Here is a 26656-nt window from a genome sequence, read left to right as displayed (position 1 = left end):
TAGTTGAGTGGGTTTTGAGGGCAGGATATTAGATCGAATAAATTGAATCATATTATTGATTCTTGATTCTGATTTTTTTAACTAAGGCAACTCCAAAAACTACTCAATTATTACATCAAATTTCTTCTCCCCAATTGGGAAGTTATTCATAGCGTTATAGGGGCGATTGGTTCAATTTCCGGGTCATATCCACCAATTTGATTAGTTCGCAATACCCAAATAGTTGCACCATGATCCAGGAATATTTTGACTAAGGTATCACTAGCAAGCCTGGGTAACATTGTCCGCCAACTGCCCAAACCCATAATCAAATTGCGGAGTGGCTCATCTTCTAAAGTGCTACCCAGATTGTACTCATTTTCTTCCCAACCTGATTGAGCAGCACTCAAGGGTTGCAACTTGAGTTTGAGTTTTCTACCCAGCCTGAGGAGTTCTTTAAATTGTTGTGCCTGTTCGGGATTATCTGTACTCCATCGACGCAGAGATTCTATATTGGCGCGAACCTGTTGTTTCATCTGGCGCATACTAGTGAACAAAGCTTGATTGGAATCTTGGGCGCAGTTATTAGCAAGTCCGACGTAAGTGCCTCCGGTGCCGTCTCCGATGCGATAACGCGCTGTCATCACCTCTAGTTGCAACATGATCACATCCAATGGTGAATGCTGCCCAGAGGCAAAGTTATAGTAGCCAGTCAAAGCATCATGTTTGATTAAAATGTCACAAACTGGTCGAGTACCAGCCCAACCAAATTGGCGATCGCCCATATAGCGAGACCAGTGAAATGTGCCGGCAATTAGACCATCTGTATTGTGAGTATAGACCTGATGATAGCGGACATCGAAGCGTAGATCATCACTGAGTGGGTCACGAATCACTTGCGCTAAACCCAAGGCAAAGTGTCCAAAAAATATCGGCGTTTTAGCAGCAGGTTCGGCTTTTTTTCCGCCAATACCACCATAAACATGAATCAACAGTGCGCGATCGCCTTCTTGCCAATTATTAATGGCATTCTGAATTGCTGGAGGTGAAATGTTCTTATTTGCTGTGCATAATACAGATGAGATTTGTCCTTTCTGCGCCTTAATATCTGCCCAACAGCGTTTACGTATGTAGCGATAAGATGCTTGTTTGCCAAACACAACTTCACCGGGTTGCAGGCGAAACAAAGCTCGCGGTGCTAAAGACTGCACTACAAATCGACCTTGAGCATCTTTGGCACCGTAGATATACCAACCTATCTCATTAAAAATAGACTTTTCTAAATCACGGGTAGTAGATGGGGAACTACCTTGATTGGCTGAAATCACGACTTCTGGTAAGCGGACAATTTCTGCTGTGCCATTAAACTCACGCTCCGCAGAGTTAAAGTGAACTACCCGAAATTGGTCGGTATTAGCAATGGGCTGGATAAACTTTACTAGTGCATAGAAGCGCCCAGTAATTTGCACTGGCTGGTTGCCAATGCCAAGAGAAATGGGGAGATAAGATAAGGAAGTAGAGGCATCAGAAGATTGCCACGTTTCCAGACTTTCATTACCAGTTTGTTCAATTTCCACAGGTTCATTGAGCATCACAACTATGTCATCTATGGGATGAGAACCTGCAAGTGATTCGAGAGGGTCAACTTGTTGCCAATGATTGAGACGTTCTGGGTGAATCAGTCCTTCGTATTTGCTGGAGTACTCGGCATCGGGACTGAAGTGAACATCGTGAGTTGTGACTTGCCGCAAATGTTTGACAAATGAAGTTTTAGCCCAACGCAGTCTGACAGTTTTTCCCACTAAATGCTGATAATCGGCAGGGGCATGATGTACTTCAAATAGAACACCTTTGATCATTGACCGAGCCTCACGATGCGGTAAAATCAAACGTCCCATCCAAGGTGCGATCGCTTGATATTCTGGCCCATGAACTGTCTGATTCAAAGGGTAATAGGCAGTATCGTTAAAAGCAGCTTGTTTGTAGTGTGCGTAACTACTTAGTTTGACAGGAAACTTTTCTTCTGGTTGCAGTAGATTTCCTTGCAAAATTTGCACGATGACTTCAACAGTGTGTTGTAGATTGCTGCGGCCATTGGACAAAAATTTTGCCGCATCCATATACCCCCCAGGAACTTGATGCCCTAATGCTCCTATGGACAGAATCGAGATTTTGCCCTTGCGTTTTGCTCGATTCCAGTAAGACAAGGGAATCATTTTCCAGCGTCCAGGAAACATCAGCACACCTAACTGCTGCACCACATCCTGATCGCCCATCAAATGATATAGATGTTCTAGCTTCAGGTAATTGTTGTTAGCACTCATCACACCACCCAGGGATATCACATCAATGGGCGCTCTCAGTGCTTGTCTTAAGTAAGGCGCAGAAGCCACAGCCATCTGTCCACCGCCACTGTAGCCAATCAGGGTAATTGGTGTCAGACTATCTATTTGGTAGCCTTGTGCAACTAAGCCATTGTAAAGTACCTGGGCAATACCCCGGTTGTAGATGGGGCCATAGCGCTGATCGGCAGACACCGCCACAATTAAAACGTTCCGCAGGTTCACTAGCATTCCCAGTAATGCCTGAGGATTCTGCCAACGCAACTTGTCTGCTAATTGCCAAAGAAAAGCTAATGGACGGTCTTCATGCAGGGGCTTATTTAAGACGGAATACATCATCAGTCCCCGCACCAATTTCACATCCTGGGGTAGCTCATCTGCTAACACCGTGAGAAAATCTTCGACGTCGGGGGTATATGCCTCACCTGACTGGCCAACGCCATCTAGATAGATGATATAGCGAGAAAACGGTTTACCATTGTTGCTTTGTGGCTCTTGAGGTTCAGCAAGAGTAGCATTGAGTGAAGTTTCGTCTACTTGTTCACCAAACCATCCTGCCCACCATCCTAAGGTTTCAAAGGGAGCTAACAATCCTGAAAAAACCAAGGCAATCACGCCAATCCATCCCAAATCAAACATTAACCGCGAGAATCTAGGTAGTGTTTGATACCAACCAAAGACTCCGCTGCGAATAGGTCGCAGTAGAATGCTCACAACAACAAACAACGCAATTAAACCCAACAAACTCAACAGCAGCTTGATGGGTTGAGGAATGCTATTAGCTTGGTGAGATAAATGAATAAAGCGATCGCTTGTATGAGTTCCTGGAGTAAGAGTGACCCTCGCAGCAGGTGTGGTTTGAACAGTAACTCCTTGAGTACCTTGAGAATGGGAGCGACCTCTGGCCGGAATTACATGTTGCACCTCAGGTAAAGTAGTTTGGGAAGCCGCAATCAGTGGTGAAGGAACTGTTTCCAAAAAGGCAGACCTGATTTTTTCGGCAATTTCTTCACGATTTGCCGCCAAATTTACACCCGCAACTCGATTGGCAATAATTTTACCCAATTGGGCAATCGGCTGACCGATGGTATTTTCTAAAATTTCTTTAACAAACCAGCCAACTGCTACATAACCAAAGGAAAAGCTGAGATCGATGTTAGCAACAGCACTAAATCCCACTACCATTGCTAACAAGTTCCAGATGGACAGGATTCTTAAAAGCGGAAACCCCAAGTAAGGTAAAGCGCCTAAAAAGCTAAATAGTAATGGTGCGTAACCCAGCCCAAGAACAATTAATAAAGTGGTAAACGGTATATAAACTGACCAAGGAAGCAAACAAATTAACCAGGTACTCAGTACTAAAAATAGAAATTCAAATAAAGATAAAATCGCGCTGACGAATAAACTCCAAACAAAGCGTAGCGGTTGAACACGGTTAATAAATAAAATAATACTTTGAGCGATCGCCAGTGATAATTGCGACAGTAAGACCACGACAATGGCCAACATCAAGCCTCTCGGTAAAGTGGCAACTTTTTGGAACACTTCGCCGTTCAGTACAAAAACCCAACCAAGAATTTCCCAAACGCGATCCATTGCTGTAGATGTCATGAGTAGATAATGGGAAATAGAAATTAATACTGTTCAGTGGGATGACAATGTTGCCCAAGTTGATAGAGCAACAGCAATGCCACAATAGTTCCCACTAATCCAGCTGCGATCGCATTCACCATTGCTTGAATAGCAATCATATTTGATGGGGTAATTATTGCTCCTTGAGTCACCATCGTGGCTGTTTGATTGGGAGTAATCATGGTGGAACCTTGAGGCATAATCAACATTTTAAATGTCAATGTACCTACTTGCGACAAGGCAATTAGTACTGCAATCGCCATGATGCCAATGTTGGCAAGTAGTCCCAGTTTGAGATTTTGGCTCACCTGAGACTTGGCTGGACGCAAATGTGGAATTTCTAATTGATTTGCCAATTGTGTGTAGCGAAAGCACCAATCTTATAGAGCAAGTAAGTGAGTTGGCAGCACAACTTATCAATATGTAACAAAAATTTAACCTACTCCCCACTCCCCACTCCCAGCATTAGCTATGCCGTCAGGCGATCGCCTAAAATCTCTAGCAGATGAGTAATTAAATCGGCATGAGTGAAACCACAGAAACAATTTTCAGTAAAATTATTCGCCACGAAATTCCCGCGAATATAGTTTATGAGGATGATTTAGCTTTAGCATTTACAGACGTTAACCCCCAAGCACCAGTTCATATCTTGGTCATTCCCAAACAACCCATTGTTAAGTTAGCTGATGCTGAACCGGAGGATCAGGCTCTTTTAGGACATCTTTTATTAACAGCCAAGCATGTTGCCGCAGAAGCTGGATTAAAAAACGGTTATCGAGTTGTCATCAATACCGATGTTGATGGTGGTCAAAGTGTCTACCACTTGCATTTGCATATCCTCGGAGGACGGCCAATGGACTGGCCTCCTGGTTGATCTAACTAGATGAATCGTGTCTGGAGATGCGATTCATAAGAAAAATAAATCAATTTAATAAATAAAACTTAATTAAAATTGCTTTACAAAACTCAATTTATCCTCTAAGGTTGTAAACAAGTAGGCAAGTTTACCTACCTCATTCATAAAAAACCAAAGCAATCATAAAAATATGACCACTACCTTACAACAGCGTCAAAGCGCTAACGTATGGGATCGCTTCTGCGAGTGGATCACCAGCACCGACAACCGGATTTACATCGGTTGGTTCGGCGTCCTCATGATCCCAACCCTACTAGCAGCTACCACCTGCTTCATCATCGCCTTCGTTGCCGCACCTCCAGTAGACATCGATGGTATCCGTGAACCAGTAGCAGGTTCATTGATCTACGGAAACAACATCATCTCTGGTGCAGTTGTTCCTTCTTCCAACGCTATTGGCTTGCACTTCTACCCCATCTGGGAAGCAGCTTCCTTAGATGAGTGGTTGTACAACGGCGGCCCTTACCAATTGGTAATTTTCCACTTCTTGATCGGTTGCGCCTGCTACCTAGGTCGTCAGTGGGAACTATCTTACCGTTTAGGTATGCGTCCTTGGATCTGTGTAGCTTACTCTGCGCCTTTGGCATCAGCTACAGCAGTATTCTTGATCTACCCCATCGGTCAAGGTTCATTCTCTGATGGTATGCCTTTGGGTATCTCCGGAACCTTCAACTTCATGATCGTGTTCCAAGCAGAACACAACATCTTGATGCACCCCTTCCACATGTTAGGTGTGGCAGGTGTCTTCGGCGGTTCTTTGTTCTCCGCGATGCACGGTTCCTTGGTAACCTCATCCTTGGTACGTGAAACCACCGAAACCGAATCACAAAACTACGGTTACAAGTTCGGACAAGAAGAAGAAACCTACAACATCGTTGCAGCCCACGGCTACTTCGGTCGGTTGATCTTCCAATACGCATCATTCAACAACAGCCGTTCCTTGCACTTCTTCTTGGCTGCATGGCCAGTAATCGGTATTTGGTTTACCGCACTGGGTATCAGCACAATGGCGTTCAACTTGAACGGTTTCAACTTCAACCAATCAGTAATTGATTCTCAAGGTCGCGTCATCGCTACTTGGGCAGACGTAATCAACCGCGCTAACTTAGGTATGGAAGTAATGCACGAGCGTAACGCTCACAACTTCCCCCTAGACTTGGCTGCTGGTGACGTTGCACCTGTTGCATTGACTGCACCTGCAATCAACGGCTAATCTTCAAGCTTAGTTGCATAAGAAACGCCTCCTGGAAACGGGGGGCGTTTTTTATGTATGTATATTTGTGAAGATTATTTTTAACCACAGAGGACGCAGAGAACACAGAGTTGAGAGAAGCATTAAGAATGGAGAAACTTCAGATATGAGAGTTGATATTGACTCAAAAATTCCTCATGATACCTGGTTTTCATTCAAAGTTCTAGGTATTTTACTCCTGGCTTCGGTCTTCGCTTCGATGGGAACTATTCTTTACGGTTTGATTATTGCCCATCAGGTTGTTTCTTTACCTGAAGTTTTATTGTTTGCAGGTCTGTTAACGGCTATTGTGACTGCACCTTTAGCTGTATTGGGATTGTGGTCACGAAGTAGACAAGGTTTAGAAGTTTCTAGTTTGGCAAAACTTTTAATTAAAGATGGTTTGCTTATTAACAGTCTGTTATTAGCTGTTGCTTTCGGCTGTTTTTGTGGGATTTTTGTTGTTTTCTCGGATAAAGCGTTTTATTCTTTTCTTCCTACTGAATACAGAGATATAGAATTACCCGGTTCTCTACCGGGGTTCCTTGCTGCCTTTGGCGCAGGGATAAATGAAGAAATTTGGTTCCGGTTAGGTATGCTGACTGGGTTAATGACATTTGGATGCTGGCTGCTGAAACAATATCAAGCAAGTACAGCATTATTTTGGAGTACTAATATAATTTCGGCTTTGTTGTTTGGTGTAGCGCATTTACCTCAATTTGCACTCATGATGAGTGGATTATCATTAGCCGTTATTGGGGCCGTATTACTGCAAAATGGTATCGTAGGGTTAATTTTTGGGTGGTTGTACTGGCACAGAGGGTTGCTCGCTGCTATGTTGGCTCATATTACTGCCGATATTGCTATTCATTTGATTGTTCCAACATTTTTTGCCTAACAACGCTTTACAAAAAACAAGGAAAATCATCCTGCGCCAACGGGATGTTATTAAGTTTAGCTAAAGAAGAAACGCCTCCTCGCAACAGGGGGCGTTTTTTCATGCAATGGAATTTTCACTCGGGTTATTACCTTTAATTAAAAACACAAAAGTATCTTGGAAGCTCCAATCATATCAATCCTAATTATCCATTCAGGCTCACTTACTTTGTGTAGGTGTTGGTCACCTATGTTTTAATAAATAATTATTGTTCTATAAATTCACTAACCCAAAGTAATAAAATACGGTGAAACAATTATGTCTGATGATAGAGAGTGCTAAATATTTTAATTTTTTATCATCTTTTTTAACGCATTCTAACTTGATCTAATTTTACAATCAGTATTATCCCCGAAAGATAATACTACGCGAAAAATGTCATCATAGTTAAGTTGAGAAAATACTGGAGATAAGACTACGGTTTACGCACGTCCTTTAGCACGGTTAATTGAGCAATTGCAACGCCTACCAGGAGTTGGCCCCAAATCAGCCCAACGCCTAGCTTTGCACATCCTGAAGCGCCCAGAAGCAGAAGTAGAAGCTTTAGCACAAGCTTTGATTGAAGCGAAAAAGCAGATAGGCTTGTGTTCCGTTTGCTTTCACCTATCTGCTGATCCTGTTTGTGAAATTTGTCGCAATCCTAACCGTGACAATACCTCTATCTGTGTGGTAGGGGATTCTCGTGATTTGATTGCACTGGAGAAAACCCGCGAATATAAAGGCAAGTATCACGTCTTGGGTGGTGTGATTTCCCCTATTGATGGTATTGGCCCAGAACAGCTAACTATCCAAGCTTTGGTGCGGCGGGTGAGTCAGCAAAAAACTCAAGAAGTGATTTTGGCAATTAGTCCGAGTATAGAAGGGGAGACGACAACCCTGTATATTGGTCAACTACTGAAACCATTTACCAAGGTGACACGAATAGCCTTTGGTTTGCCTGTGGGTGGTGATTTGGAGTATGCCGATGAAGTGACATTGGCAAGAGCCTTGGAAGGGCGGCGGGAGTTAGATTAAGTTTTATTGACAATTCCCACAGATGGATTTAACAAATTCACTGTTGTGGATTCTTGCTGTCTGTCCCAGTGGCGGTACAGTTAATTACCTAGGCATGTGTTGAATTTCAGGTAAGACTGCAACACTTTGAGACTTACATGGTTTAGTGTTGTGAGAATTTCTTCATTGTCAACACTATCAAACAATGGTTTGTCACAAGAAGCATACCACCAGGGTTGATTTAGCGTTCTCCTGCTTTTTCAATAGTTTCGATCACAGCCAAGCCTATACCGGAAGCTGCAATTAGCAGTACTGCTGATAGCAAATAGGCGTTGGTAAATATCCGAAGGGCATCTTCAAAGAAAATGTAGGTGGTCATTGCTTCACCTTTTGAAATGTATGCTACTGGTACTGTTTATTTCTCCACACGCTGAGCTAATAATTCCCGTGGAAAAACTGCTAGCATTAGCATCTTAACAAAACTTTAGCTCTTTCATCAGACTGCTAAGATTTTTTTTTCTGAAGATTTGATGAATTTATGGGAATTTTTGTCCTCGACAATACAGAAAAATTTTTAATGTAACGTGCGGCTTCCTTGGAGACTCACGTTAATTCAAGTGCTATTTTAATTAAACCATCGACTCCAGATGCATTCTTGGGAGACAATTGTTTAAAGTGGTTGGATAATGAGACGCAAATTATTTATTATTTATTTAAAGTATTCTTCCATCCGGATTCATGGTTCCATCGTGGATGATTGAGGGAACCCGCCCACGGCGCTGTTTCCCCAACGCACTGGCTACTTTTGATTTCCAAGGGAGCGAGCGAATTGGAGTTCTGGGGTACTTCACACTTTTTGGGTAGCACCTAACATATTTAAAAGTTTATCTACATTATCTATATCCCCAACAATACGCCGAATTGGTTGTGGCGAAACTTTAACCAGGGTGGGAGTTGCAGAAACTTGATCAATCTCTGCTTGTTCAGGATTAGTTAAAACATCAATCACTTTCATTGTGTAAGGATACCCCAGCGATCGCTCCAACAGTTCATGCAAATTCTGGAGGATACGTTCTGTATTTATACTATGTCCAGCGACAAACAGACGCAAAACATAACATTGTGCTGGCGTTTGTAGTTTTGGCGTATTAATAACTGGTGGATGGTACTTGGGTTTGGGTTGGGAACAGTCCAAATCTATGATTAAATCATGGTCTTCCCACAGTTGGGGAAATGAAGCGCGATAAGTAGTTAATACCATGCGATCGCACAAACCTTCTTGCCAAGGTGCTGTTTGCCAAACTAGCTCACCAGTGCCAAAAATAGCATTAAGTACAGCCTGATGTTGCATGACGGCTGGATAAGCTTCTGCGAAGGTTCGCACCTGGTGGGTATGGGGATCTAACCAGTGATCAATTGTTGCAGTATAACAAGGCACTAAAAAATGTGGCGGTTCTGGTAAGTCTAAAATTTCCTGTAAAGCCGCACACAAATGCAAATGCCATCGACCCTGTTTATTAGGGTCGATGCAGTAAATTAAATCACCTCCCGGTGTAAAAAGGGCAATGCCTTTGAACAACTGGGGTTTAGATAGTTTATCTGTGATCAAGGAGTTACAAGGGTTAGGGAACTCAAAGGTAAAAATTTTTTACTTTTTATCTTTTACTGTAACTAAACTCTTCCTCGGAGAAACTGCGCCATTTCGTTAGGAGTTGGTGACATTTCCAAAGCCGTTTCTTCTGTAATGCGGCCTTCTTGGTAGAGGTTGAGCAAAGACTGATTCATGGTAATCATACCGTCAAAACTGGCTTGCTTCATCAACTCACCAATTTCATCATATTTACCGTCTTTGACCCATTCTTTAATGGCTTCGGTATTAATCAAGATATCGTGGAACGCTGCCCGTTTGCCATCGGTAGTGCGGCACAAACCTTGAGCAATTACTGCCACTAAAGATTCAGCCAGTGCTACCCGCATCGCATCCTGTTCCTCACCTGAGTAAAGGTTGAGAATCCGTTCAATGGTTTTCACAGCACTATTGGTGTGTAGAGTTCCCATGACTAAGTGACCAGTTTGCGCTGCTTTCAGGGCAGTATTGACTGTTTCTTTATCCCGCATTTCCCCCACCAGAATCAAATCTGGATCTTCGCGCAAAGCTGCTTTTAAAGCGTTGTCAAACTTTTGGGTGTGCATCCCCACTTCCCGTTGCTTTACTAGGGACTTACGGCTTTGGTGTACAAATTCAATGGGATCTTCAATAGTGATGATATGTTTGGCCATCTCTCTATTGATGTAATCGATCATTGCCGCCATTGTGGTCGATTTACCAGAACCAGTGGGCCCAGTAACTAAGATTAAGCCTTTGTGGTGGTGGCAAATCTCCCGAAAAACCGTCGGTAATCTCAACTGTTCCATAGACAAGATTTTCAGGGGAATTAACCGCAGCACCATTGAATAGCCTTTGAGGGAACCAAAAACATTAATCCGCACACGGGCAAAATCGTACTGTGTTGCACCATCAAATTCGAGATATTCTTGAAAACGCTGAATTTCTGCTTCTGTCAACACTTCCTGCAACCATCTCAGAAAAGTATCTGGGTCTGTTTCTGGATAATCTGTTGGCTGAATTTCTCCCCGGTTGCGGAAGCGGGGAATTTCACCTACTCCCAAATGAATATCAGAATATCCTTGATCATAAGCTTCTCTAATAATCTGCGCTAAACTTAGCCCCGAACTGTTACTTTTAGTAGTCGCCGAACTAGCCATTGGTGGGGGCGTTCCTGGACGATGGGCAGAACTTGGGGGTGGCGGTGGTGCAGCGTGAGTAGCAGGTTGACCGGAACTTCTATGGGCTGACATATCCAACGTTTGAGTAGACTGGCGCTGCGTCGTTAATGATGATGGTGGTGGTGGTGGTGGTATAGGCGGTATCTGACGGGAAGCAACAGGATGAGAATTTGATGGAAGCTGTGATTCTGTCATATATGTTTACAATGCGGGATTAATTAACGAAAATTAGCAAAAAATCTCTGATGGTGGCTCTAATGGCGGTGAGAAGAGGAGTTGCTGGCATTTGTCTATGCAAAACTGTCTTGTAACAATCTGTTACATTACTTTTTCCTACCTGTATCTTTTTAATTAAAATCTTGGATGTTGTTGATAAAGAGACAATTTTAATTTTTCTCTCATACAAACTGGTTTAACACATTACAGCCCTGTAAGTACTTCAGTAATATTTACTATAAATAAATGTCATAAATGATGCATGAAATGGTTTTGTAAATACTTTCCCCTGAGAGATGAGAATTTTTGCTGCCAAATAAGGAGACAAAATGCTAGCAACAAGCGGCAAAATCAGTAATAGATCATTTTTCAGCTTTGTTTGAGAATTATGAGAATTAGGAACAACTATTATAAGAAATGTTAAGCAAAGTCGACTTAAAGAGTTAAAAATGCAATTGATTTACTGAAGTTGATTACCCTCTATGCCTAAAGATAGATAGCCTAAGCTGTGTTAAAGCTGCAATGTAACGTGGGCTTTACATTCATATTTATAAAAAGTTAACTGTAAAGTTTAGTAAATAAATGCTCATTTTATCAATAGCTTTTTATATACTGAAACTTCAATTGAACGAATTCAGTTAAATCGTTAGAAACGAAAGAAAACTGAAAATAAAATTATTGCTGTGTATTATTGGGAGGAAAAGTCAATGGTTTCTGCTCAAAGCTCTAATCTAGGAAAGACCTACTCCTTGATGATGATCAAAAGCTTTTTGATCTGGACTTTCACATTAGCAGTGTGCTTGTTAGTTGTCGGTTTTCCATTAGTCTTTTTGATGGCTACGGTCGGATGCTTGTTGTCGATTGTTCTGCAATCAGTAATGCCTGCTAGTGCGGTTTTACTGGTGTCAGGCGGTTTAATTTTGTTGAATGTTATGGCAGTTGTGGTGGCCGCCGGCGTGTTGACTTTTAAAGGTATACATCCAAATGAAGTCAAATGGTTAAGCTGGTTGCATGGAGAAGCAGAGCAGATGCAAACTACTGTATATGCGGCTTGTCCCTTGACTTGTGACATCGAAGTATAGTTGATTGAACTAAATTCGATAAACAACGCATCTGCCCGGTTTAGCCGGGTTTTTTCATGCTTTTTTAGGGGCTAGTACCGCTGCTTTGGAAGTCAAAAGTCAAAAGTCAAAAGTCAAAAAGCTTATCAAACAGGCTGTTTGACGATTTCAAATGGTATGCCTATTTACGCCGTGCTGTACTAGAGGCTAGACGTTAGGGGCTAGAGAAGAGAAGTTTTAAAATTTTTGTGCGGAAAAACGGGATGCGTAAGGTTTGCTCTGCGTTTATCTTCTTCTGTCACTGCTTAACTTCGTTTTGATATACCTCTCGAATAGAGGAATTGCTTGATTGATCAAGCTCAAGAGAAAAAATTAAATTTAAAATAGTTTTTTAGTTCCGAATGAGTGCGTTAGCCCTTAAGATAACGAAATAATTTCGTTTATTTATATCTTCATGAACTAATGACTATTAAAAAGAAAGTTTGTATTATTTTGGGTACACGTCCGGAAGCGATTAAACTGGCTCCGGTAATTCAAGTCTTCCAAAACTCTCCAGACTTTGATTTGCAGGTAATTTTAACTGGACAGCATCGCGAGATGGTTGAACAAGTGATGCAGTTATTTAACCTGAAAGCAGATGATGATCTAGAGATTATGCAGCCTCAGCAGACTTTAAATGATATTACTTGTCGTAGCTTGCGGGGATTAGAAGCTTTATTTCAAAAAAATAAGCCAGATTTAGTTATAGTCCAGGGAGATACTACTACAGCTTTCGCCGCTGCTTTGGCAGCTTTTTACCAACAAATTCCCATTGGTCATGTAGAGGCGGGGTTAAGAACTGATGATTTATTTAATCCATATCCTGAAGAAGCTAATCGACGGTTGATTTCTCAACTGACTCAGTTGCATTTTGCACCCACGGCTTGGGCTGCGGAGAATTTACAACGTTCTGGGGTGTTAGGTGAAATTCATTTGACGGGTAACACTGTCATTGATGCTTTATTAAATGTAGCTGCAACCCAACCAGCCTGTAATATTCCAAATTTAAACTGGAACTCATACCGCACCTTGCTAGCCACAGTCCATCGGCGAGAAAATTGGGGAGAACCACTGCAAGCGATCGCCCAGGCTTTTTTACAGATATTAGATAAGTTTCCCGATACAGCCTTGCTGTTACCATTACACCGTAACCCTACCGTGCGAGAACCATTGCAGGTACTTTTAGGTAATCATCCGCGAGTGTTTTTAACAGAACCCTTAGATTATGGTGAACTAGTAGGTGCCATCGGGCGATCGCATTTCTTATTGACTGATTCTGGTGGTTTGCAAGAAGAAGCCCCTAGTCTGGGAAAACCAGTATTAGTGATGAGAGACACTACAGAAAGACCAGAGGCTGTGACTGCGGGGACAGCCAAGCTTGTGGGAACTATCACTACAAATATTGTTCAAGCTGCGGGTGAGTTGTTAAGTAACCCCAGCGTCTATGAAGCAATGGCAAACGCCATAAATCCCTATGGAGATGGTCATGCAGCAGAACGTATTTTGCAAATTGTGCAAAATTATTTAGGTTTAGCTTCTAAATAAAGCACTGCGAGTTTGTGGGCCGACAATCCCATCTGCCAGTAAATTATTTCTTGCTTGAAATTCTCTAACTACACGAGCTGTAGTAGGGCCATAATATCCTGTCGGTTCCACACCCAAAACTCGTTGAACATCTGTCACCGCTGCACCACTCGCTCCCAAACTGAGAATCATAGGGCCACCAGTGGGGCTTGGTGGGGTGCTAGTTCTAAATAAAGCGCTGCGGGTTTGTGGGCCGACAATCCCATCTACACGCAAATTATTTCGTGCCTGAAAATTCCTGACTGCGCGAGTAGTCGTAGTGCCATAATATCCTGTTGGTTGTACACCTAAAGCTCGTTGTACTTCTGTTACAGCCGCACTGCGCGATCCCAATCTTAAATTTACTGGGCCACCCACACCAGCTGTAGGAGTAACAGTAATGGGTCTGGCAGCAATATTATTAGGTGTACTACCAATCCATCTAGCAGCAACGTATTTATTTTCAGATAGCCGGACAAAACCGTTCATAGTTCCCGTATTCGATATTTGGGTACGGTTAGGAATACAGCCCACAACTGGGGAATTGAGGGTTGCTGCTGTACGCACACGAAGACAACTACCATTAGTCCTGACATAGGATGTAGAAATTGTCTGCGCGTGGGTAACTGTGGCAAACAGTACACTGATCCCAGCTAAAGCTAACCAAGCTGATGATTTGAGAAAATTTTTCCAGTTAAATTGCAACTTGGGAAAATCAATCCTTTGGGCTTTCTCTGATTTGGCTGGAACTGTTGCAGAAGATTTAAACAGCTTTTTCCAATCGAACTCAAATTTGGGAAAATGACATTCAATATTTTCCGCCCCCTCTTCATTAGCCATAAACATATGGGAATAGGCCATAGAGTCCATAATGCGCTCCTTGGTGTAATAAATGGCAAAGTTATAGTGAATTAATTGTTTTCACTCTATATCCAATTTTAGTGTATTTTAAATTACAACAATCTCAATGTGATTTTATTGTCAGCAAAATCAAACAACAACAAAAATGAAACTAGTATTAAGAAAACCTACTAAATTGGATTTTTATGAAAATAAGTAAATTTTCGTTGAGACTCTCCTATTTTCGGGAACAAAACTAATAGAAAAAATTGTTATTCAATCACTTAGAAGTATTAAAAATTTCAGTCCGCAGAAGAATACCGTTACGCCAGACTTCTATGCCTTGAGGATTAACTAAGTACGAAAAACTACCATTATCTGCGCGATATTTATCTTGACCAATATTTCTAGCTGTGATTTTAATCGGCTGGCTTAAGTCTTGCTTTAACTGCCCAACATAAAATAGCCGCCCATTATTTTCACAGACTTTGATCAGATTGTTTGCAGTTTCACCTTGAATAATCGTGACTCCAGTGCATTTAGTTTCTACATTCACAGGTGCCAGATTTACAGAAATTTGTGGCAGAGGTGAAACTGGTTGTTGGGGATGCGGTGTTGTTATCTGTGCGGTTGTAGATGCTAAGAGGCGAGAGGGATCAGCCGCTATCCGACCATTGGGATAAATTTCAAAATGCAGATGGGGTGCAGAACTATTACCAGTAGAACCCATTTCTGCAATGATTTGACCTTGATTTACCTGTTGACCCTTACTAACCAACAAACGGCGGTTATGACCATAAACTGTGATACTTCCATCCAAATGTTTAATTTCTACAGCATTCCCTAATCCCCAGTTGTCCCAACCAGCTTTGACAACTGTACCGGATGTCACAGCCACTATGGGAGTTCCCGATGGCCCAGCAATATCGATGCCTTCATGTTGATATTTACGGAAGCCTTGAGAAATATAACCTTGAGTCGGCCAAATGAAGTTAGCAGCCGACGGGATATTTGGTGCTGAAGAATCTTTTGCTATCTGAGTCAGGGCTGAGGTATTGAGACTGAGTACAAGGATTAAGGATGTGATCCCAATTAAGGCATAGGTACAAAATCGACGAATATTGTAAATATTTTTTTTCATAACTCAACGTGTATACACTTGCTGGTTATTTTGTTGTTTCAACTTAACACTGACTAAATCAGGAGAGTATATGTGTCAAATTGGCAACTTTTGTTTAATAACCTGTGTCAACGTGAGTTTAATTTTATAGCCCCTCAGACTGGGCGCCGACTGCTTTCCCCAGGAAAGCCTACCTACGTAGGTAAGAATCAGTCATTTAATTGTAAAAAAGCCTCAAGGGTTAGGACTACTAAACCTTGTCTACGGTAACCAAGATGGTGAGATTGCTTCCTGACGTCGCAATGACAAAAACTCTACTTTTGACAATAGACGAGGTTTAGATTATCGATTTACAATTCAACTCCGATTCCAACGCAGATAAGTTGTGTAGACAATGACTATAACTTGGATCGGCATGATGGCAATCAGGCTTTTGAAAAAATAGTTAAGTTCTAAACTAGACATAAAGTTAAAATAGCCCATACCCACTAACAATAAAAATGCCCATAAAAGATATTTACGTTTAATAGTCAGCATCCCTGTCAAATAAATTAAAAATATGCATCCAGAATTGGTAGTCAGTCAGAGAAATTTTTAAAACCATCCCTGTTTATTCACAAAGTAAGTATTGACAAAACCCTCTGATGACTTATTGAGGTAGATCATGCCTTCCATCAAACCTACAAGCTGCATAATTAATAAACTAACGCCGTAAGTAAAAGAACCTCCAATTAAGGAAATAACGAGCATGATAAATCCTTCCTGGGCATAGCCTAAAATAAATTTATGAATGCCAAATCCTCCAAGAATAATGCCGCAGTAACCAGCTAGCAGTTGTTTAGTCGGTTGGCTAGGATTGAGATTTGTCATATGGTTGCTGTTCCTGAAAAAGTGAATATAGAACTAAAATTTTAATTTTAATTACTGCTAGAAAATATATTAAATTAATAAAAAAATGGTAAAATCTTTGTAAGAATAAATACTTTTATATATCAACAATAAGTACTAATTTGCTCACATATGAAAAAACTAATAACAAAATTAAGCAAATGATTTAGTCCTAATTTTGCGATACTGAAAATATCTAAAATTTGGGTAGTTTTTATGCAGATGTTCTGAACTGAATTATTTTTTGTCGTCAAAACAGTTTGACCATACCAACTTTTACAAGTCCATTATTTTTATGTCCGGACTTTTTTGAGATAGTTATTTATGATCTCTTGCCATTTAATTTATGTCTGGGGAGGGCAAGAAATATTTTAGCGATCGCCTAACTGATCTAGATAATACTAAATGTTGACCCAGATATTTTGTCTTCTACTTTACGAGATTGCGGTAATGATAATTACTAACCGTATACTGATATTGAAAAATAGTCATATAAAAACTATTTGATGATGAGTGCATATGCAGACAAAAGCAAATGCTTTGATATTTTATAACCGTAAATCAACGTTATTTTAATTACCGCTGCCCAAGAGAAATAGGCTGAGTAAAGTACCACTATTCCATAGACTATGAAGCAGCATAGGTGCTAAGAGATTACGCGATCGCGTGTAAACGACCCCTAAGACCATACCTAAAGCTGTAAGGGGCAGAATTTCCGACAAGCTGAGGTGAGCGATGGCAAATAGCAAACTGCTGAGGATAATTGATCCCCACACGGGTACGTAACGAGTCAAAGAAGGCAATAAAAAGCCCCGAAACAATAGTTCTTCAAAAATAGGAGCTGCGATCGCAGCTGTAAAGAAAAACATTCCCAAAGCGACAGTATCTCGACTTTCCAAAGCTAGTTGTAATAAGGGGTTACTACCACCTTGTCCTTGCCATAGCTGTTGATTAATTAATGACACCACCACCACTATTGGTAAAGCCGCACAATAACCACCAAATCCCCACAAAAACCATTTATCTCCCAATCGGAAGCGAAACCAGTTTTCTGGTAAGGGAAAAAAGCGCTTGAGTGAAAAATAAAGCACTCCCAACGCACCTGCGGCCACCATCATGTAACTTACCAACACAGACAAAGCCTGAAGTCTGACATTAACAATGGGACGGGGGATGGGAAGTAGCAATAACAAAGAGGGTACAAAAAGTTGCCCCATGAAGAAAAAGCCGACGACAAAAACCTGCAAAATCGTTTCCACATCCCAAGGGGTTGACCAAGGTAAATCGGCATTTTGAGCAAATATGGCAGCTTTACCCTTCCACAAACGCTGACCTATTAAGAAAACTAGTAATATTAGACCAATTAATGCCGCTAGTGTGGGAATCGTGCCAATTAAGACTAATTTTCCCACAGCTTCAGCCGCAGCTTCTTGCTGTGTAGCTTGAACTGTAGCTAAAGCTTCTTGTCGTTGCTGAAGTTCATATAGTTGAATTAAAGCAGTAGAGCAAAACCAACCATCTAAATTTTTTTGGATCACCTGTTGAGCATTAGGCAGAATCCGCGGAGGATCACTCCACAAACCACTCAACACCGCTGCCGTTTCGGGAAATTCAGCATTAATATCAGTAGCTTGCTGTAATTTATTCCAAGTTTCGATGGCTGTATCCATCTTTCCTTGCTTGGCTTGTAAAATTCCCAGTCGCAAATCTAATTCAGCCAGTAACTTTTGTAGTTGCTGAAGAGACTGCTGCAATTTTTGCGGCTTTTCCTGGCTAGGCGTTTGAGTTTCGAGAGAGTTTGTTGGTAAAGGTTTAGGGGGGATGGGCAGAGTTTTTGGTTGTCCCAGTTGGTTTTGAGCTTTATCTAAATTAGCTTGAACTGATTCACGTGCTGCCTGATATTGCTTTGTAGCACTTTCTAGCGGTTGTTCACCCAGTATTGATTGCCGAATCGTCTGCAAATTCTGATCATTAATCTCTTCTGGTTGCCAAGCTTGTGCTTGCAGGGCAATGTTGGTTTGATAGAGTTCTAAGCGACTTTGAAACTGGGGTTGTTGCCAACTACCAAATAAAGACGAAACTGATAACACAACTGCTATCGGTGTCAGTACAAAAAATAAAACCAACCGCTTAATTGTCATCTATCCCCCTTTGGAACGTTAGAGGGCAAAGCATCCCCCTTGAAAATTATCGCAAGAAAAAGCCAGAGGTTGATATCTCTCATCAATATTGGGTTTGGAGTCAGGACTTTAGTCCTCACAAAGTCACTGATACAATACTCATATAAGCATCTGGTGCTGATCCCAATATCCCGATTTTCATGAGTAGCGAAATCCAACTCAGTCTCTTTGATAACTCCAACTCGAACCAACAAGATTTAATTCCCACAGACGCGAAAATTCCCATTACGTCTGGGACATACAATAATATGACCGAATTGGCACAGCATTGCAATCAGTGCCACCGTTGCAGTTTAGGAGACACCAGGACTCATGCTGTTGTGGGACGCGGTAACCTCCAAGCACCAATCATGGTTATCGGGGAAGCACCAGGCCAAAACGAAGATGAAACAGGCTTACCATTTGTCGGTAGATCAGGCCAGTTGCTCGAAAAAATCTTGGCATCTGTGAATCTGAGTACCGAACATGATGTATATATTGCCAATATCAATAAATGCCGTCCACCAAATAACCGAGTTCCCACCCCCGACGAAATGGCGGCTTGTAAACCTTACTTATTAGAACAAATTCGCCTTGTTGACCCAAAAATGATTTTATTAACAGGTGCAACTGCCGTCAAAGGGATTACTGGTGATAAGCGAGGGATTACGAAAATTCGCGGTCAGTGGTTAGAGTGGGAAGGGCGTTTGTGTATGCCAATTTTTCACCCCTCTTATTTATTGCGTAACCCTTCAAAAGAAAAAGGTGCGCCTAAATGGTTGATGTGGCAAGATATTCAAGCAGTACGTGCCAAGCTGAATGAAATTAGAAAAAATAGTTAAAATTCTCAACTTAACTTTAAATAGCTGGGCGCAGTGAAGAGTATCCAGCCAAATTTTTAAGTTGCTAATTGGGCAAGTTTTTATTCTTCAGTTGCAAGTACAACATTTTTACATAGCAGTTCCCTGACATATTGACAATGCTCCTAACTTAGAGTTTTTGAAAAATTCTCAAACATTGTGGAAACCTCCGGTGAGTTGGCGAACGGCAACTTCTGATGATGCAACTTAATCCTTAGATTAGGCGATCGCACCTGATGTGTATCCAAATTAGCTGATCAGGCAATATCTAAATTCCGATAAAATCAAAACCTAAGGAATAATGGATAGGGAGATACAAGGGTGCCTACACTTGGCGTTAACATTGACCACATTGCCACCATCCGACAAGCACGGCGGACAGTGGAACCAGACCCCGTAGCCGCTGCGGTACTAGCAGAATTAGGCGGTGCCGATGGCATTACCGTGCATCTGCGGGAAGATAGAAGACATATTCAAGATAGAGATGTCCGACTATTGCGGCAGACAGTGCGATCGCACCTAAACTTAGAAATGGCCGCCACCGATGAAATGGTAGGAATCGCCCTGGAAATCAAACCCGATTATGTAACTTTAGTACCCGAAAAACGGGAAGAAGTCACCACAGAAGGCGGATTAGATATAATTGGGCAAATTGGTAGAATAGGAGAGATAGTCGATAAATTACAGAGTGCTAGTATTCCTGTGAGTTTATTTATCGACGCTCAAGAATCACAAATTGAAGCATCTGTCAAGGTACAAGCACAGTTTATTGAACTGCACACCGGGCAATATGCAGAGGCGAAAACTGAAGGCGATCGCCAGCGAGAGTTAGCAGTATTAAAGACAGGGTGTGAACAAGCGATTAAAGCCGGCTTGCGTGTGAACGCTGGTCACGGACTCACCTACTGGAACGTTTATCCGGTAGCTGCACTTCCAGGTATGGAAGAACTGAACATTGGTCATACCATTATCAGTCGGGCAGCATTAGTAGGAATAGAACGAGCAGTCCGTGAAATGAAACAAGCCATACAAGTTCAGTAGTAATTAGCATGGGCTACATCCTGTACGGAAAAAACTCATTTTTCTAGCCTCTAGCCTCTAACCAGAGGGGTTATCACTGCGAAATCCAAAAAATGTGGAGTTAAATCTTTCAGCAAAAACTTCTATGACCTCAACAGAGTCTAACAGCCTGCCGCTTTGGGTACAACACAGAGATAAAGTGCTAGAACAGAGCAATGACGTTGAGTGGCGCTACGGTAAATTTCCTGACTATACCCGCTCCAACGAAAATCTGGCTAAGGAAAGCATCAAGAATCATCCGAATGGTTCCTTAGAAGCGATCGTGCAGAACTTGGTGAGAACCTTCGATGTAGAAGCCAACTTCAAAACCAACCCCCAGCAGTGGATATCGGTTGTCAATGAAAAGTTCCGTATGAGTACTAATGGAGGCCCTAGCTACACGGTATCAGACGTGGTAGAGTCAGGTACTTACAAGCTCTTAATTGGCAACACTGAACATTACAAAGCTGCTGAGGAAAACTTTGAAACATCGACAAATCTTTTCCACACAGCATTTCCTGAAGGATTTCAATGGGAAGTTCTAGAGGTGTTTTCAGCCCCTCCAACTGTGGCCTTTAAGTGGCGGCATTGGGGACATTTCAACGGTTTATACAAAGACCACCCACCAACAGGAGAGACAATAGAAGTTATCGGCATGAGCATTGCCCGTGTCACCGACGACTTAAAAATTCTTTCCTTAGAACACTATTACGACAACACCAAGTTCTTAGATAAGCTGACAGCAGGACGCAAACAAGGAACTAGTGAACAAAAGCAACCAACTTTTTGGAGTTTTTTCCAACGTCTTTGGCATGGAGAAGCAAAACCCCAAACGGGTGAACCTAAAGTTAGTGCTTGTCCCTTTAGTGCTTTGATCAGGTAATTCCGGTTTAATTATTTTTTAGGGGTACAGAATACAATCTTGTACCCTGAAATTATTCAATAGCCAGCAAAGGACGAAAAATGCAAACATACTATTACGTTTTGGCAAGTCAACAGTTTTTAATACAAGAAGAACCCACCGATGAAGTGCTGAAAGAACGCACTCGTTATTACCACGAACAAGAAAAAGAAATTGATTTTTGGTTAGTCAAGCAGCCAGCTTTTTTAGAAGCACCTGAGATGGCAAATATCAAGGCAAATTGCCCCAAACCAGCAGCCGCAATTATTTCCACCAATTCCCAGTTTATTACCTGGCTCAAATTGCGATTAGAGTACGTTGTTACCGGAGAATTTCAGGCTCCCTCTGAAACTATATCTGATCCTTTGGCCTCTCTGACATCAGTGTCTTAATATACTCTTGTATTCTTGGCAATTGCCCTCTTAGAGAACACCAGAAAATAAATTATCCCATCTTGTGGGATAGGTAGTGTATGGCTTCGCCACGCAAGCTATCGACTGACTTGTACTGAGCGTTGTCAAAGTAGCGCTCACGCCCAAGTCCTTCCCGTCCTTGGTGATTAGCGAGGATAAATTAGGGTGGGTGATGTACCTGCCCTAACATCAAAGGAACTCTAAATGCACTTTTGAAATCTTGGGAAAAAATCCAGTTTATGCGTTCTAATTTTGTGCAAAAATTTGATCCTTTATCCAGTGCATTAGTACTAACAACAGCAGGCTTGATAGCTAGCATGACTTCTGTCACTGCTCAACAAAATATTCCCATTTGCCAACCTCCCAGTCCTGGGGAATATCTTTTGTTAATAGTCAGTCCCACGGCAAATAGTCAGACGCAGTTGCGTAAAGCCTTACCAAGTGAAATTCAAACTACAACTTGTCAATATCTCACCGATACAGTAACGCGCATCGGGGGATTTAACAGAATCGACGATGCTAATCGGTGGGCAAGATATGTCAATAATATTGTTGGGTTGTCTGCCATCGTCGCTACACGTCCTGCCGTGACAAATGCAGTACAATCTCCACCATCTACACAGACACCGACACTGGCACCTGCACCTACTCCTGTTCCCACTCAGACCATCAGCTTTAATCCCCAAGTATTAGGAGGTGGTTATGCTGTATTGGTAGATTATTTTAACCGCCCAGAACTTGCCAATAGCGTGCAACAAGTGGTTGGAGGTAATATAGGTTTTGCTTCCTACGGACAACGCCCTTACTTGCTAGCTGTTCATACAGCTAACCAACAAGAAGCATATAATACACTGCAAAAGCTCAATGAGCGTGGTTTTTTTGCTGTTTTAGTGGACAGTAGCAAGGTAATGTTACTGCGGTCAGCTGTGCGTTTACAGTAATTCGTAATTTTGAAATACTTAATAAGCATACCTAGCTAACCAATAAATAGTTATGCCCAATACTGAACCAGCTATTACTTGTACTGGTGTATGACCCAACAATTCCTTGAGCCTGTCTTGGCTAAAGTCTGGTTTTTCGTGAAATAATTCATCAATCATTTGATTAAGAATTCGAGCTTGCTTACCAGCAGCCTGGCGAACTCCGGCTGCATCGTACATGACGATGATGGCAAAAATTGTAGCCAAAGCAAAGTCAGGGGAAGCCCAACCAAGAGTTTGCCCAACACCTGCGGCTAGAGCTGTGACTAAAGCTGAATGGGCACTGGGCATACCTCCCGTTGTTACTAAAACACGCACATTCAGCTTACGATTTTTGACTAGCTCAACTACGAGCTTTAATGCTTGAGCAATTAAACAAGCTACCAGAGCAACCAGCAGCACCCGGTTGTCTAAAATGTCGCCTATGTCCTGCATGGTGTTTTGGTTCGGTTAGTAAATTTAGCAGCAGTAGTTTTCTGAGGAAACATTTCGATGCAGCCCAAAATCCCCAAGCCAATATTGACCTAGTGATTGCGACTAGTAATAAAGTGAGCGAGTGCTTGGAGTGGCTGTGCCAGTTCCCCAAATGTATCTAATTCTATACAAGCGGACTCAACTAATTGTTGGGCTTTGGAGCGCGATTCTTCAATTCCCCACAAGCTAGGATAAGTAACTTTTTGAGCAATTAAGTCTTTACCCGCGGTCTTACCTAATTGCTCTTGGGTCGCAGTAACATCCAGAATATCATCGATGATCTGAAATGCCAGTCCAATATTTTGCGAATAGCGAGAAAGTCGTTGCAAATCTGCCGCTGACGCTCCTGCTACCATACCTCCACACACAACAGCGGCTTCTAAAAGGGCAGCTGTTTTGTGGTTATGAATGAAATTTAGGGTTTCTAAAGAAGTATCAGACTTACCTTCCGAGTCTAGATCAACCACTTGACCACCCACCAAACCAGCTGCACCCAATGCTTTTCCCAGACGAGCAATTACCTGCAAAACTCTTTCTCTAGCAACGCTTTCAGGGGTTTGCATGGCAACTAACTCAAATGCATAAGCCAACAAACCATCACCAGCCAAAATTGCGATATCTTCGCCATATACCTTATGATTTGTCAGCTGACCACGACGATAATCATCATTATCCATTGCTGGCAGATCATCGTGAATTAACGACATGGTATGGATCATTTCCACAGCACAAGCTGTAGGCATAGCCATTTCGATTGTGCCACCGATCATTTCACAGGCAGCAAGGCAGAGAATGGGTCTTAAACGCTTACCGCCAGCTAATAACGAGTAGCGCATTGATTCATAAATCTTTTCTGGATAAATGATGGGAATAGACTTATCCAGGGCAGTTTCACAAAGCTTTTGTCGCTCTTTAAGATAAGCTGCCAAGTTAAAAGTGGTATCCTTTGGCATTTTCTGAAGGTTATCAGCTGCTACCATTCTTCAATTCCTTCAATTTTGGGCTGTTGGCTATTTGTGGTATACGTCACAATTTTAAGATGCTCTGGCGCTGAAAAAGTCATGAGTCAAGATTGAAGAGCCAAAAATTCAGAATTAATAACTCACCATGCATAACTCCTAACTAACTGTCTTCAAATAGCTGGCAACTGTATTTTGCAACAAAATGGCGACAGTCATAGGGCCAACACCACCAGGAACCGGAGTCATAAATTCTGCCACACTAGCAGTTGATTCCCAGTGAACATCACCAACTAAGCGACTTTTGCCACTAGCATCTGTAACGCGATTCATCCCCACATCTACCACAACAGCGCCCGCTTTCACCATCTCGGCTGTAATTAATCCTGGACAACCTACCGCAGCGATGAGAATATCAGCACTCTTAGTGATACTACCGAGGTCTTGCGATCGCGAATGAGCAATAGTAACAGTAGCATCAGCTTCCAGTAACATCAAGGCCATGGGCTTACCCACCAAGATACTACGTCCCACCACCACAGCTTGTTTTCCCTGTAAAGGAATTTTATATTCCTGCAATAACCGCATGACACCAGCTGGTGTACAACTACGTAAACCGTCTTCCCCCCGCACTAACCGCCCTAGGTTCACTGGGTGTAAACCATCAGCATCTTTATCTGGATCTATCTTATTTAGCAGGGCCACAGCATCCAAATGGTTAGGTAAGGGTAACTGCACCAGAATGCCATCCACCCGTTCATCCTGGTTAAGTGCAGTAATCATTTCCTCTAGTTCTGCTTGAGTAGTTTCTGTGGGAAAATGCTTGCCAAAAGAAGCAATCCCGACCTTAGTGCAAGCGCGTTCTTTATTGCGTACATAAGCCGCTGAAGCTGGATTATCGCCCACCATGAGTACAGCTAAACCAGGAGGTCGTCCAACTTTTACTTGTAATTCTGTAGTCAGAGCAGATAATTCCTGATGAATTTTTTCAGCTAAAGCTTTACCATCGAGAAGTTTGGCAGTTTTTATTTCCATGAAAATCCCCAGAAGACTCGCCTTAATACCAAATTTCAATTGTTTGTAGCGGAGTCAACAGTTACAAATAATGTTTGCCTATTGACTATTGATGGAGTTGCTGTTTGTTGCCGTAACGTCTCTCCCATGTTCATCTTCTCAGATTCAATGCCTCAAGGGAATGGGGCGATGGAGGAGATGAGGAAGAAAATTGTAGGACTGGCCGGACGTCTTCCCTCCTGTACCCTGTCCCCCTGCTTTTTCACCCCAGTCCCCACCTCTGTGACTAAAAAAGGGAACTGACACCATAAAACTGGCGACAAAGCAAGCATTAATACACAAATTTGCTCAACCAATGCCTGTCATGCAACCTCAAAAAAACTTTTTACTTTCGTTTTTAAACAGGCGTAGCATGATTTCTTGCCGCCTAGGATTTACATTGTTACTTGTAGTGGGACTTTTTGGTTGTGGTTATTTGACAACACCTGGATTACAAGCCAGTAACTTAAGTTTTGGCAGCAATGTCACGCCAATTCGGTCAATTAAACCAGAACAAGAACAGCAGGATACCACCGTTTATGTGCAAGGTAAGGTAGAAACACAAGTGCCACTACTGAATCAGTGGGCGTATCAAATTAACGATTCCACCGGCAAAATTTGGGTTGTTACGAATCAGCCCAATCTTCAAGAAGGACAGCAAGTAGTAATTAAAGGTAAAGTTCGTTACAAAAGTATTCCCTTAGCTAACCAAGAGTTTGGGGAAATATACATAGAAGAAAGGTAATATTTTTACAAACATCCAAGTATGAAAAAGCCCCCAGTACATGTAGCGATCGCAATTCTCTACCAAGAAGACAAGTTTCTCATGCAACTGCGAGATAATATCCCTGGTATTCTCTACCCTGGTTACTGGGGGCTATTTGGTGGTCATATTGAACCAGGTGAAACGCCAGATGTAGCTGTGAAGCGAGAGATATTAGAAGAAATCACCTACACCCTACCACCATATTTTGAGTTTGGCTGTTATGCCGATGATGTAGCTATTCGTCATGTTTTTCATGCACCGCTCTTAGTCGAATTAAATCAACTCACCTTAAACGAAGGGTGGGATATGGGTTTATTAACACCAAAAGATATTCAACAGGGTCAGTACTATTCATCAATAGCCGATGAAGTCAGACCTTTAGGCCCCATACATCAGCAAATTATGCTGGATTTTATCAATTAGTCATTAGGAAGAAAATTCTCTAGTCTCTAGTCTCTAGTCGCCACTCCCCAGTCAAGTGTTGAAAT

General features: G+C 42.0%; 24 protein-coding genes and 1 pseudogene. 13 read left to right on the top strand and 12 right to left on the bottom strand.

Translation table 11 applies throughout. The annotated features are described in order from the left end of the window. Positions 1–146: 146 nt before the first annotated feature. Together ACM0OT_RS03275 and ACM0OT_RS03270 are read right to left on the bottom strand one after the other, a co-directional pair. Positions 147–3932, bottom strand: a complete 3786-nt coding sequence (locus ACM0OT_RS03275; RefSeq protein WP_414562682.1) for a CAAX protease — start codon at positions 3930–3932, stop codon at positions 147–149. A 23-nt stretch (positions 3933–3955) separates the two neighbouring features. After that, a pseudogene (locus ACM0OT_RS03270) lies at positions 3956–4318 on the bottom strand (DUF3611 family protein); the annotation flags it as partial. Positions 4319–4476: 158 nt separating this feature from the next. On the opposite strand from ACM0OT_RS03270, the gene ACM0OT_RS03265 reads away from it, so the two are divergent. The 4 genes from ACM0OT_RS03265 (at position 4477) to recR (ending at position 8051) form a co-directional block, all read left to right on the top strand. Continuing rightward, entirely contained in the window at positions 4477–4827 is a 351-nt protein-coding gene (locus tag ACM0OT_RS03265) for a histidine triad nucleotide-binding protein (RefSeq protein WP_414562680.1), read from the top strand. A 172-nt stretch (positions 4828–4999) separates the two neighbouring features. Beyond that, complete coding sequence (gene psbA, locus ACM0OT_RS03260) at positions 5000–6082, top strand: photosystem II q(b) protein (protein ID WP_414562678.1); 1083 nt, start codon at positions 5000–5002, stop codon at positions 6080–6082. A gap of 145 nt (positions 6083–6227) precedes the next feature. Next, positions 6228–6998 carry a CPBP family intramembrane glutamic endopeptidase gene (locus tag ACM0OT_RS03255; RefSeq protein ID WP_414562676.1) on the top strand — a complete coding sequence of 257 codons (771 nt, stop codon included), beginning with the start codon at positions 6228–6230 and terminating at the stop codon, positions 6996–6998. A 495-nt stretch (positions 6999–7493) separates the two neighbouring features. Continuing rightward, a complete protein-coding gene (gene recR, locus ACM0OT_RS03250; RefSeq protein WP_414562674.1) occupies positions 7494–8051 on the top strand; it encodes a recombination mediator RecR in 558 nt (185 codons plus the stop codon). 220 nt (positions 8052–8271) lie between these two features. Here the strand turns inward: recR and ACM0OT_RS03245 are convergent, their stop codons facing one another. From ACM0OT_RS03245 to ACM0OT_RS03235, 3 genes are all read right to left on the bottom strand, one after another. Continuing rightward, positions 8272–8409 (bottom strand): hypothetical protein, encoded by a 138-nt coding sequence (locus ACM0OT_RS03245; protein WP_414544284.1) that lies wholly within the window; start codon positions 8407–8409, stop codon positions 8272–8274. A gap of 468 nt (positions 8410–8877) precedes the next feature. Next, on the bottom strand, positions 8878–9639 hold the full coding sequence (locus ACM0OT_RS03240; RefSeq protein ID WP_414562672.1) for a circadian clock KaiB family protein: 762 nt from the start codon (positions 9637–9639) through the stop codon (positions 8878–8880). Between the two features lie 62 nt (positions 9640–9701). Next, entirely contained in the window at positions 9702–11012 is a 1311-nt protein-coding gene (locus ACM0OT_RS03235) for a type IV pilus twitching motility protein PilT (protein ID WP_414562670.1), read from the bottom strand. Positions 11013–11740: 728 nt separating this feature from the next. Between ACM0OT_RS03235 and ACM0OT_RS03230 the strand changes: the two genes are divergently transcribed. Further along, positions 11741–12115 (top strand): hypothetical protein, encoded by a 375-nt coding sequence (locus tag ACM0OT_RS03230; RefSeq protein ID WP_414541323.1) that lies wholly within the window; start codon positions 11741–11743, stop codon positions 12113–12115. A gap of 441 nt (positions 12116–12556) precedes the next feature. Next, the gene (gene wecB, locus ACM0OT_RS03225; protein WP_414562667.1) at positions 12557–13678 is read left to right on the top strand and encodes a non-hydrolyzing UDP-N-acetylglucosamine 2-epimerase; all 1122 of its coding nucleotides are present in this window, start codon (positions 12557–12559) and stop codon (positions 13676–13678) included. Here the strand turns inward: wecB and ACM0OT_RS03220 are convergent. The 4 genes from ACM0OT_RS03220 to ACM0OT_RS03205 form a co-directional block, all read right to left on the bottom strand. Next, positions 13664–14566: a peptidoglycan-binding protein gene (locus ACM0OT_RS03220; RefSeq protein ID WP_414562665.1), complete on the bottom strand. Its 903-nt coding sequence runs from the start codon at positions 14564–14566 to the stop codon at positions 13664–13666. The two genes, wecB and ACM0OT_RS03220, sit on opposite strands and share 15 nt — an antisense overlap. Before the next feature lie 250 nt (positions 14567–14816). After that, on the bottom strand, positions 14817–15677 hold the full coding sequence (locus tag ACM0OT_RS03215) for a M23 family metallopeptidase (RefSeq protein WP_414562663.1): 861 nt from the start codon (positions 15675–15677) through the stop codon (positions 14817–14819). Positions 15678–16250: 573 nt separating this feature from the next. Then, positions 16251–16526, bottom strand: coding sequence for a TM2 domain-containing protein (locus tag ACM0OT_RS03210; protein ID WP_414562661.1), 276 nt, complete (start codon positions 16524–16526; stop codon positions 16251–16253). 590 nt (positions 16527–17116) lie between these two features. Then, positions 17117–18685: a lysostaphin resistance A-like protein gene (locus tag ACM0OT_RS03205; protein ID WP_414562659.1), complete on the bottom strand. Its 1569-nt coding sequence runs from the start codon at positions 18683–18685 to the stop codon at positions 17117–17119. 179 nt (positions 18686–18864) lie between these two features. On the opposite strand from ACM0OT_RS03205, the gene ACM0OT_RS03200 reads away from it, so the two are divergent. The 5 genes from ACM0OT_RS03200 (at position 18865) to ACM0OT_RS03180 (ending at position 22877) form a co-directional block, all read left to right on the top strand. Continuing rightward, positions 18865–19545 (top strand): uracil-DNA glycosylase, encoded by a 681-nt coding sequence (locus tag ACM0OT_RS03200; protein WP_414562657.1) that lies wholly within the window; start codon positions 18865–18867, stop codon positions 19543–19545. Between the two features lie 339 nt (positions 19546–19884). Next, positions 19885–20604, top strand: coding sequence for a pyridoxine 5'-phosphate synthase (locus tag ACM0OT_RS03195; RefSeq protein ID WP_414562656.1), 720 nt, complete (start codon positions 19885–19887; stop codon positions 20602–20604). Between the two features lie 124 nt (positions 20605–20728). Further along, a complete protein-coding gene (locus tag ACM0OT_RS03190; RefSeq protein ID WP_414562654.1) occupies positions 20729–21505 on the top strand; it encodes an ester cyclase in 777 nt (258 codons plus the stop codon). 80 nt (positions 21506–21585) lie between these two features. Next, complete coding sequence (locus ACM0OT_RS03185; RefSeq protein ID WP_414562652.1) at positions 21586–21915, top strand: MgPME-cyclase complex family protein; 330 nt, start codon at positions 21586–21588, stop codon at positions 21913–21915. A gap of 260 nt (positions 21916–22175) precedes the next feature. Then, positions 22176–22877, top strand: coding sequence for a hypothetical protein (locus tag ACM0OT_RS03180; RefSeq protein ID WP_414562650.1), 702 nt, complete (start codon positions 22176–22178; stop codon positions 22875–22877). Between the two features lie 18 nt (positions 22878–22895). Here the strand turns inward: ACM0OT_RS03180 and ACM0OT_RS03175 are convergent, their stop codons facing one another. The 3 genes from ACM0OT_RS03175 to folD form a co-directional block, all read right to left on the bottom strand. After that, entirely contained in the window at positions 22896–23351 is a 456-nt protein-coding gene (locus ACM0OT_RS03175) for a divergent PAP2 family protein (RefSeq protein ID WP_414562648.1), read from the bottom strand. 89 nt (positions 23352–23440) lie between these two features. Next, complete coding sequence (crtE, locus tag ACM0OT_RS03170; protein WP_414562647.1) at positions 23441–24370, bottom strand: geranylgeranyl diphosphate synthase CrtE; 930 nt, start codon at positions 24368–24370, stop codon at positions 23441–23443. A gap of 138 nt (positions 24371–24508) precedes the next feature. Beyond that, on the bottom strand, positions 24509–25384 hold the full coding sequence (gene folD, locus ACM0OT_RS03165; RefSeq protein WP_414562645.1) for a bifunctional methylenetetrahydrofolate dehydrogenase/methenyltetrahydrofolate cyclohydrolase FolD: 876 nt from the start codon (positions 25382–25384) through the stop codon (positions 24509–24511). A gap of 391 nt (positions 25385–25775) precedes the next feature. On the opposite strand from folD, the gene ACM0OT_RS03160 reads away from it, so the two are divergent. Both ACM0OT_RS03160 and ACM0OT_RS03155 read left to right on the top strand, forming a co-directional pair. Then, positions 25776–26147, top strand: a complete 372-nt coding sequence (locus ACM0OT_RS03160) for a hypothetical protein (RefSeq protein WP_414562644.1) — start codon at positions 25776–25778, stop codon at positions 26145–26147. Between the two features lie 21 nt (positions 26148–26168). Continuing rightward, positions 26169–26591, top strand: a complete 423-nt coding sequence (locus tag ACM0OT_RS03155; protein ID WP_414562643.1) for an NUDIX hydrolase — start codon at positions 26169–26171, stop codon at positions 26589–26591. The last annotated feature ends 65 nt before the right edge of the window (positions 26592–26656 follow it).

It is taken from the genome of Anabaena sp. CCY 9613 (genome assembly GCF_963920895.1).
Lineage (GTDB): Bacteria > Cyanobacteriota > Cyanobacteriia > Cyanobacteriales > Nostocaceae > Cyanocohniella.
Note: the sequence above shows the minus strand (reverse complement) of the source record. Positions and strands in the feature narration are given on the sequence as shown.

Excerpts from the sequence above, each read along its gene's own strand:
- ACM0OT_RS03275 (WP_414562682.1), bottom strand. The coding sequence starts at position 3,932 with ATGACATCTACAGCAATGGATCGCGTTTGGGAAATTCTTGGTTGGGTT.
- ACM0OT_RS03210 (WP_414562661.1), bottom strand. The coding sequence starts at position 16,526 with ATGACAAATCTCAATCCTAGCCAACCGACTAAACAACTGCTAGCTGGT.
- ACM0OT_RS03265 (WP_414562680.1), top strand. The coding sequence starts at position 4,477 with ATGAGTGAAACCACAGAAACAATTTTCAGTAAAATTATTCGCCACGAA.
- ACM0OT_RS03235 (WP_414562670.1), bottom strand. The coding sequence starts at position 11,012 with ATGACAGAATCACAGCTTCCATCAAATTCTCATCCTGTTGCTTCCCGT.
- ACM0OT_RS03205 (WP_414562659.1), bottom strand. The coding sequence starts at position 18,685 with ATGACAATTAAGCGGTTGGTTTTATTTTTTGTACTGACACCGATAGCA.
- ACM0OT_RS03220 (WP_414562665.1), bottom strand. The coding sequence starts at position 14,566 with ATGGACTCTATGGCCTATTCCCATATGTTTATGGCTAATGAAGAGGGG.
- ACM0OT_RS03245 (WP_414544284.1), bottom strand. The coding sequence starts at position 8,409 with ATGACCACCTACATTTTCTTTGAAGATGCCCTTCGGATATTTACCAAC.
- ACM0OT_RS03190 (WP_414562654.1), top strand. The coding sequence starts at position 20,729 with ATGACCTCAACAGAGTCTAACAGCCTGCCGCTTTGGGTACAACACAGA.
- psbA (WP_414562678.1), top strand. The coding sequence starts at position 5,000 with ATGACCACTACCTTACAACAGCGTCAAAGCGCTAACGTATGGGATCGC.
- folD (WP_414562645.1), bottom strand. The coding sequence starts at position 25,384 with ATGGAAATAAAAACTGCCAAACTTCTCGATGGTAAAGCTTTAGCTGAA.
- ACM0OT_RS03175 (WP_414562648.1), bottom strand. The coding sequence starts at position 23,351 with ATGCAGGACATAGGCGACATTTTAGACAACCGGGTGCTGCTGGTTGCT.
- ACM0OT_RS03160 (WP_414562644.1), top strand. The coding sequence starts at position 25,776 with ATGATTTCTTGCCGCCTAGGATTTACATTGTTACTTGTAGTGGGACTT.
- ACM0OT_RS03180 (WP_414562650.1), top strand. The coding sequence starts at position 22,176 with ATGCGTTCTAATTTTGTGCAAAAATTTGATCCTTTATCCAGTGCATTA.
- ACM0OT_RS03215 (WP_414562663.1), bottom strand. The coding sequence starts at position 15,677 with ATGAAAAAAAATATTTACAATATTCGTCGATTTTGTACCTATGCCTTA.
- wecB (WP_414562667.1), top strand. The coding sequence starts at position 12,557 with ATGACTATTAAAAAGAAAGTTTGTATTATTTTGGGTACACGTCCGGAA.
- ACM0OT_RS03185 (WP_414562652.1), top strand. The coding sequence starts at position 21,586 with ATGCAAACATACTATTACGTTTTGGCAAGTCAACAGTTTTTAATACAA.
- ACM0OT_RS03230 (WP_414541323.1), top strand. The coding sequence starts at position 11,741 with ATGGTTTCTGCTCAAAGCTCTAATCTAGGAAAGACCTACTCCTTGATG.
- crtE (WP_414562647.1), bottom strand. The coding sequence starts at position 24,370 with ATGGTAGCAGCTGATAACCTTCAGAAAATGCCAAAGGATACCACTTTT.
- ACM0OT_RS03200 (WP_414562657.1), top strand. The coding sequence starts at position 18,865 with ATGAGTAGCGAAATCCAACTCAGTCTCTTTGATAACTCCAACTCGAAC.
- ACM0OT_RS03155 (WP_414562643.1), top strand. The coding sequence starts at position 26,169 with ATGAAAAAGCCCCCAGTACATGTAGCGATCGCAATTCTCTACCAAGAA.
- ACM0OT_RS03255 (WP_414562676.1), top strand. The coding sequence starts at position 6,228 with ATGAGAGTTGATATTGACTCAAAAATTCCTCATGATACCTGGTTTTCA.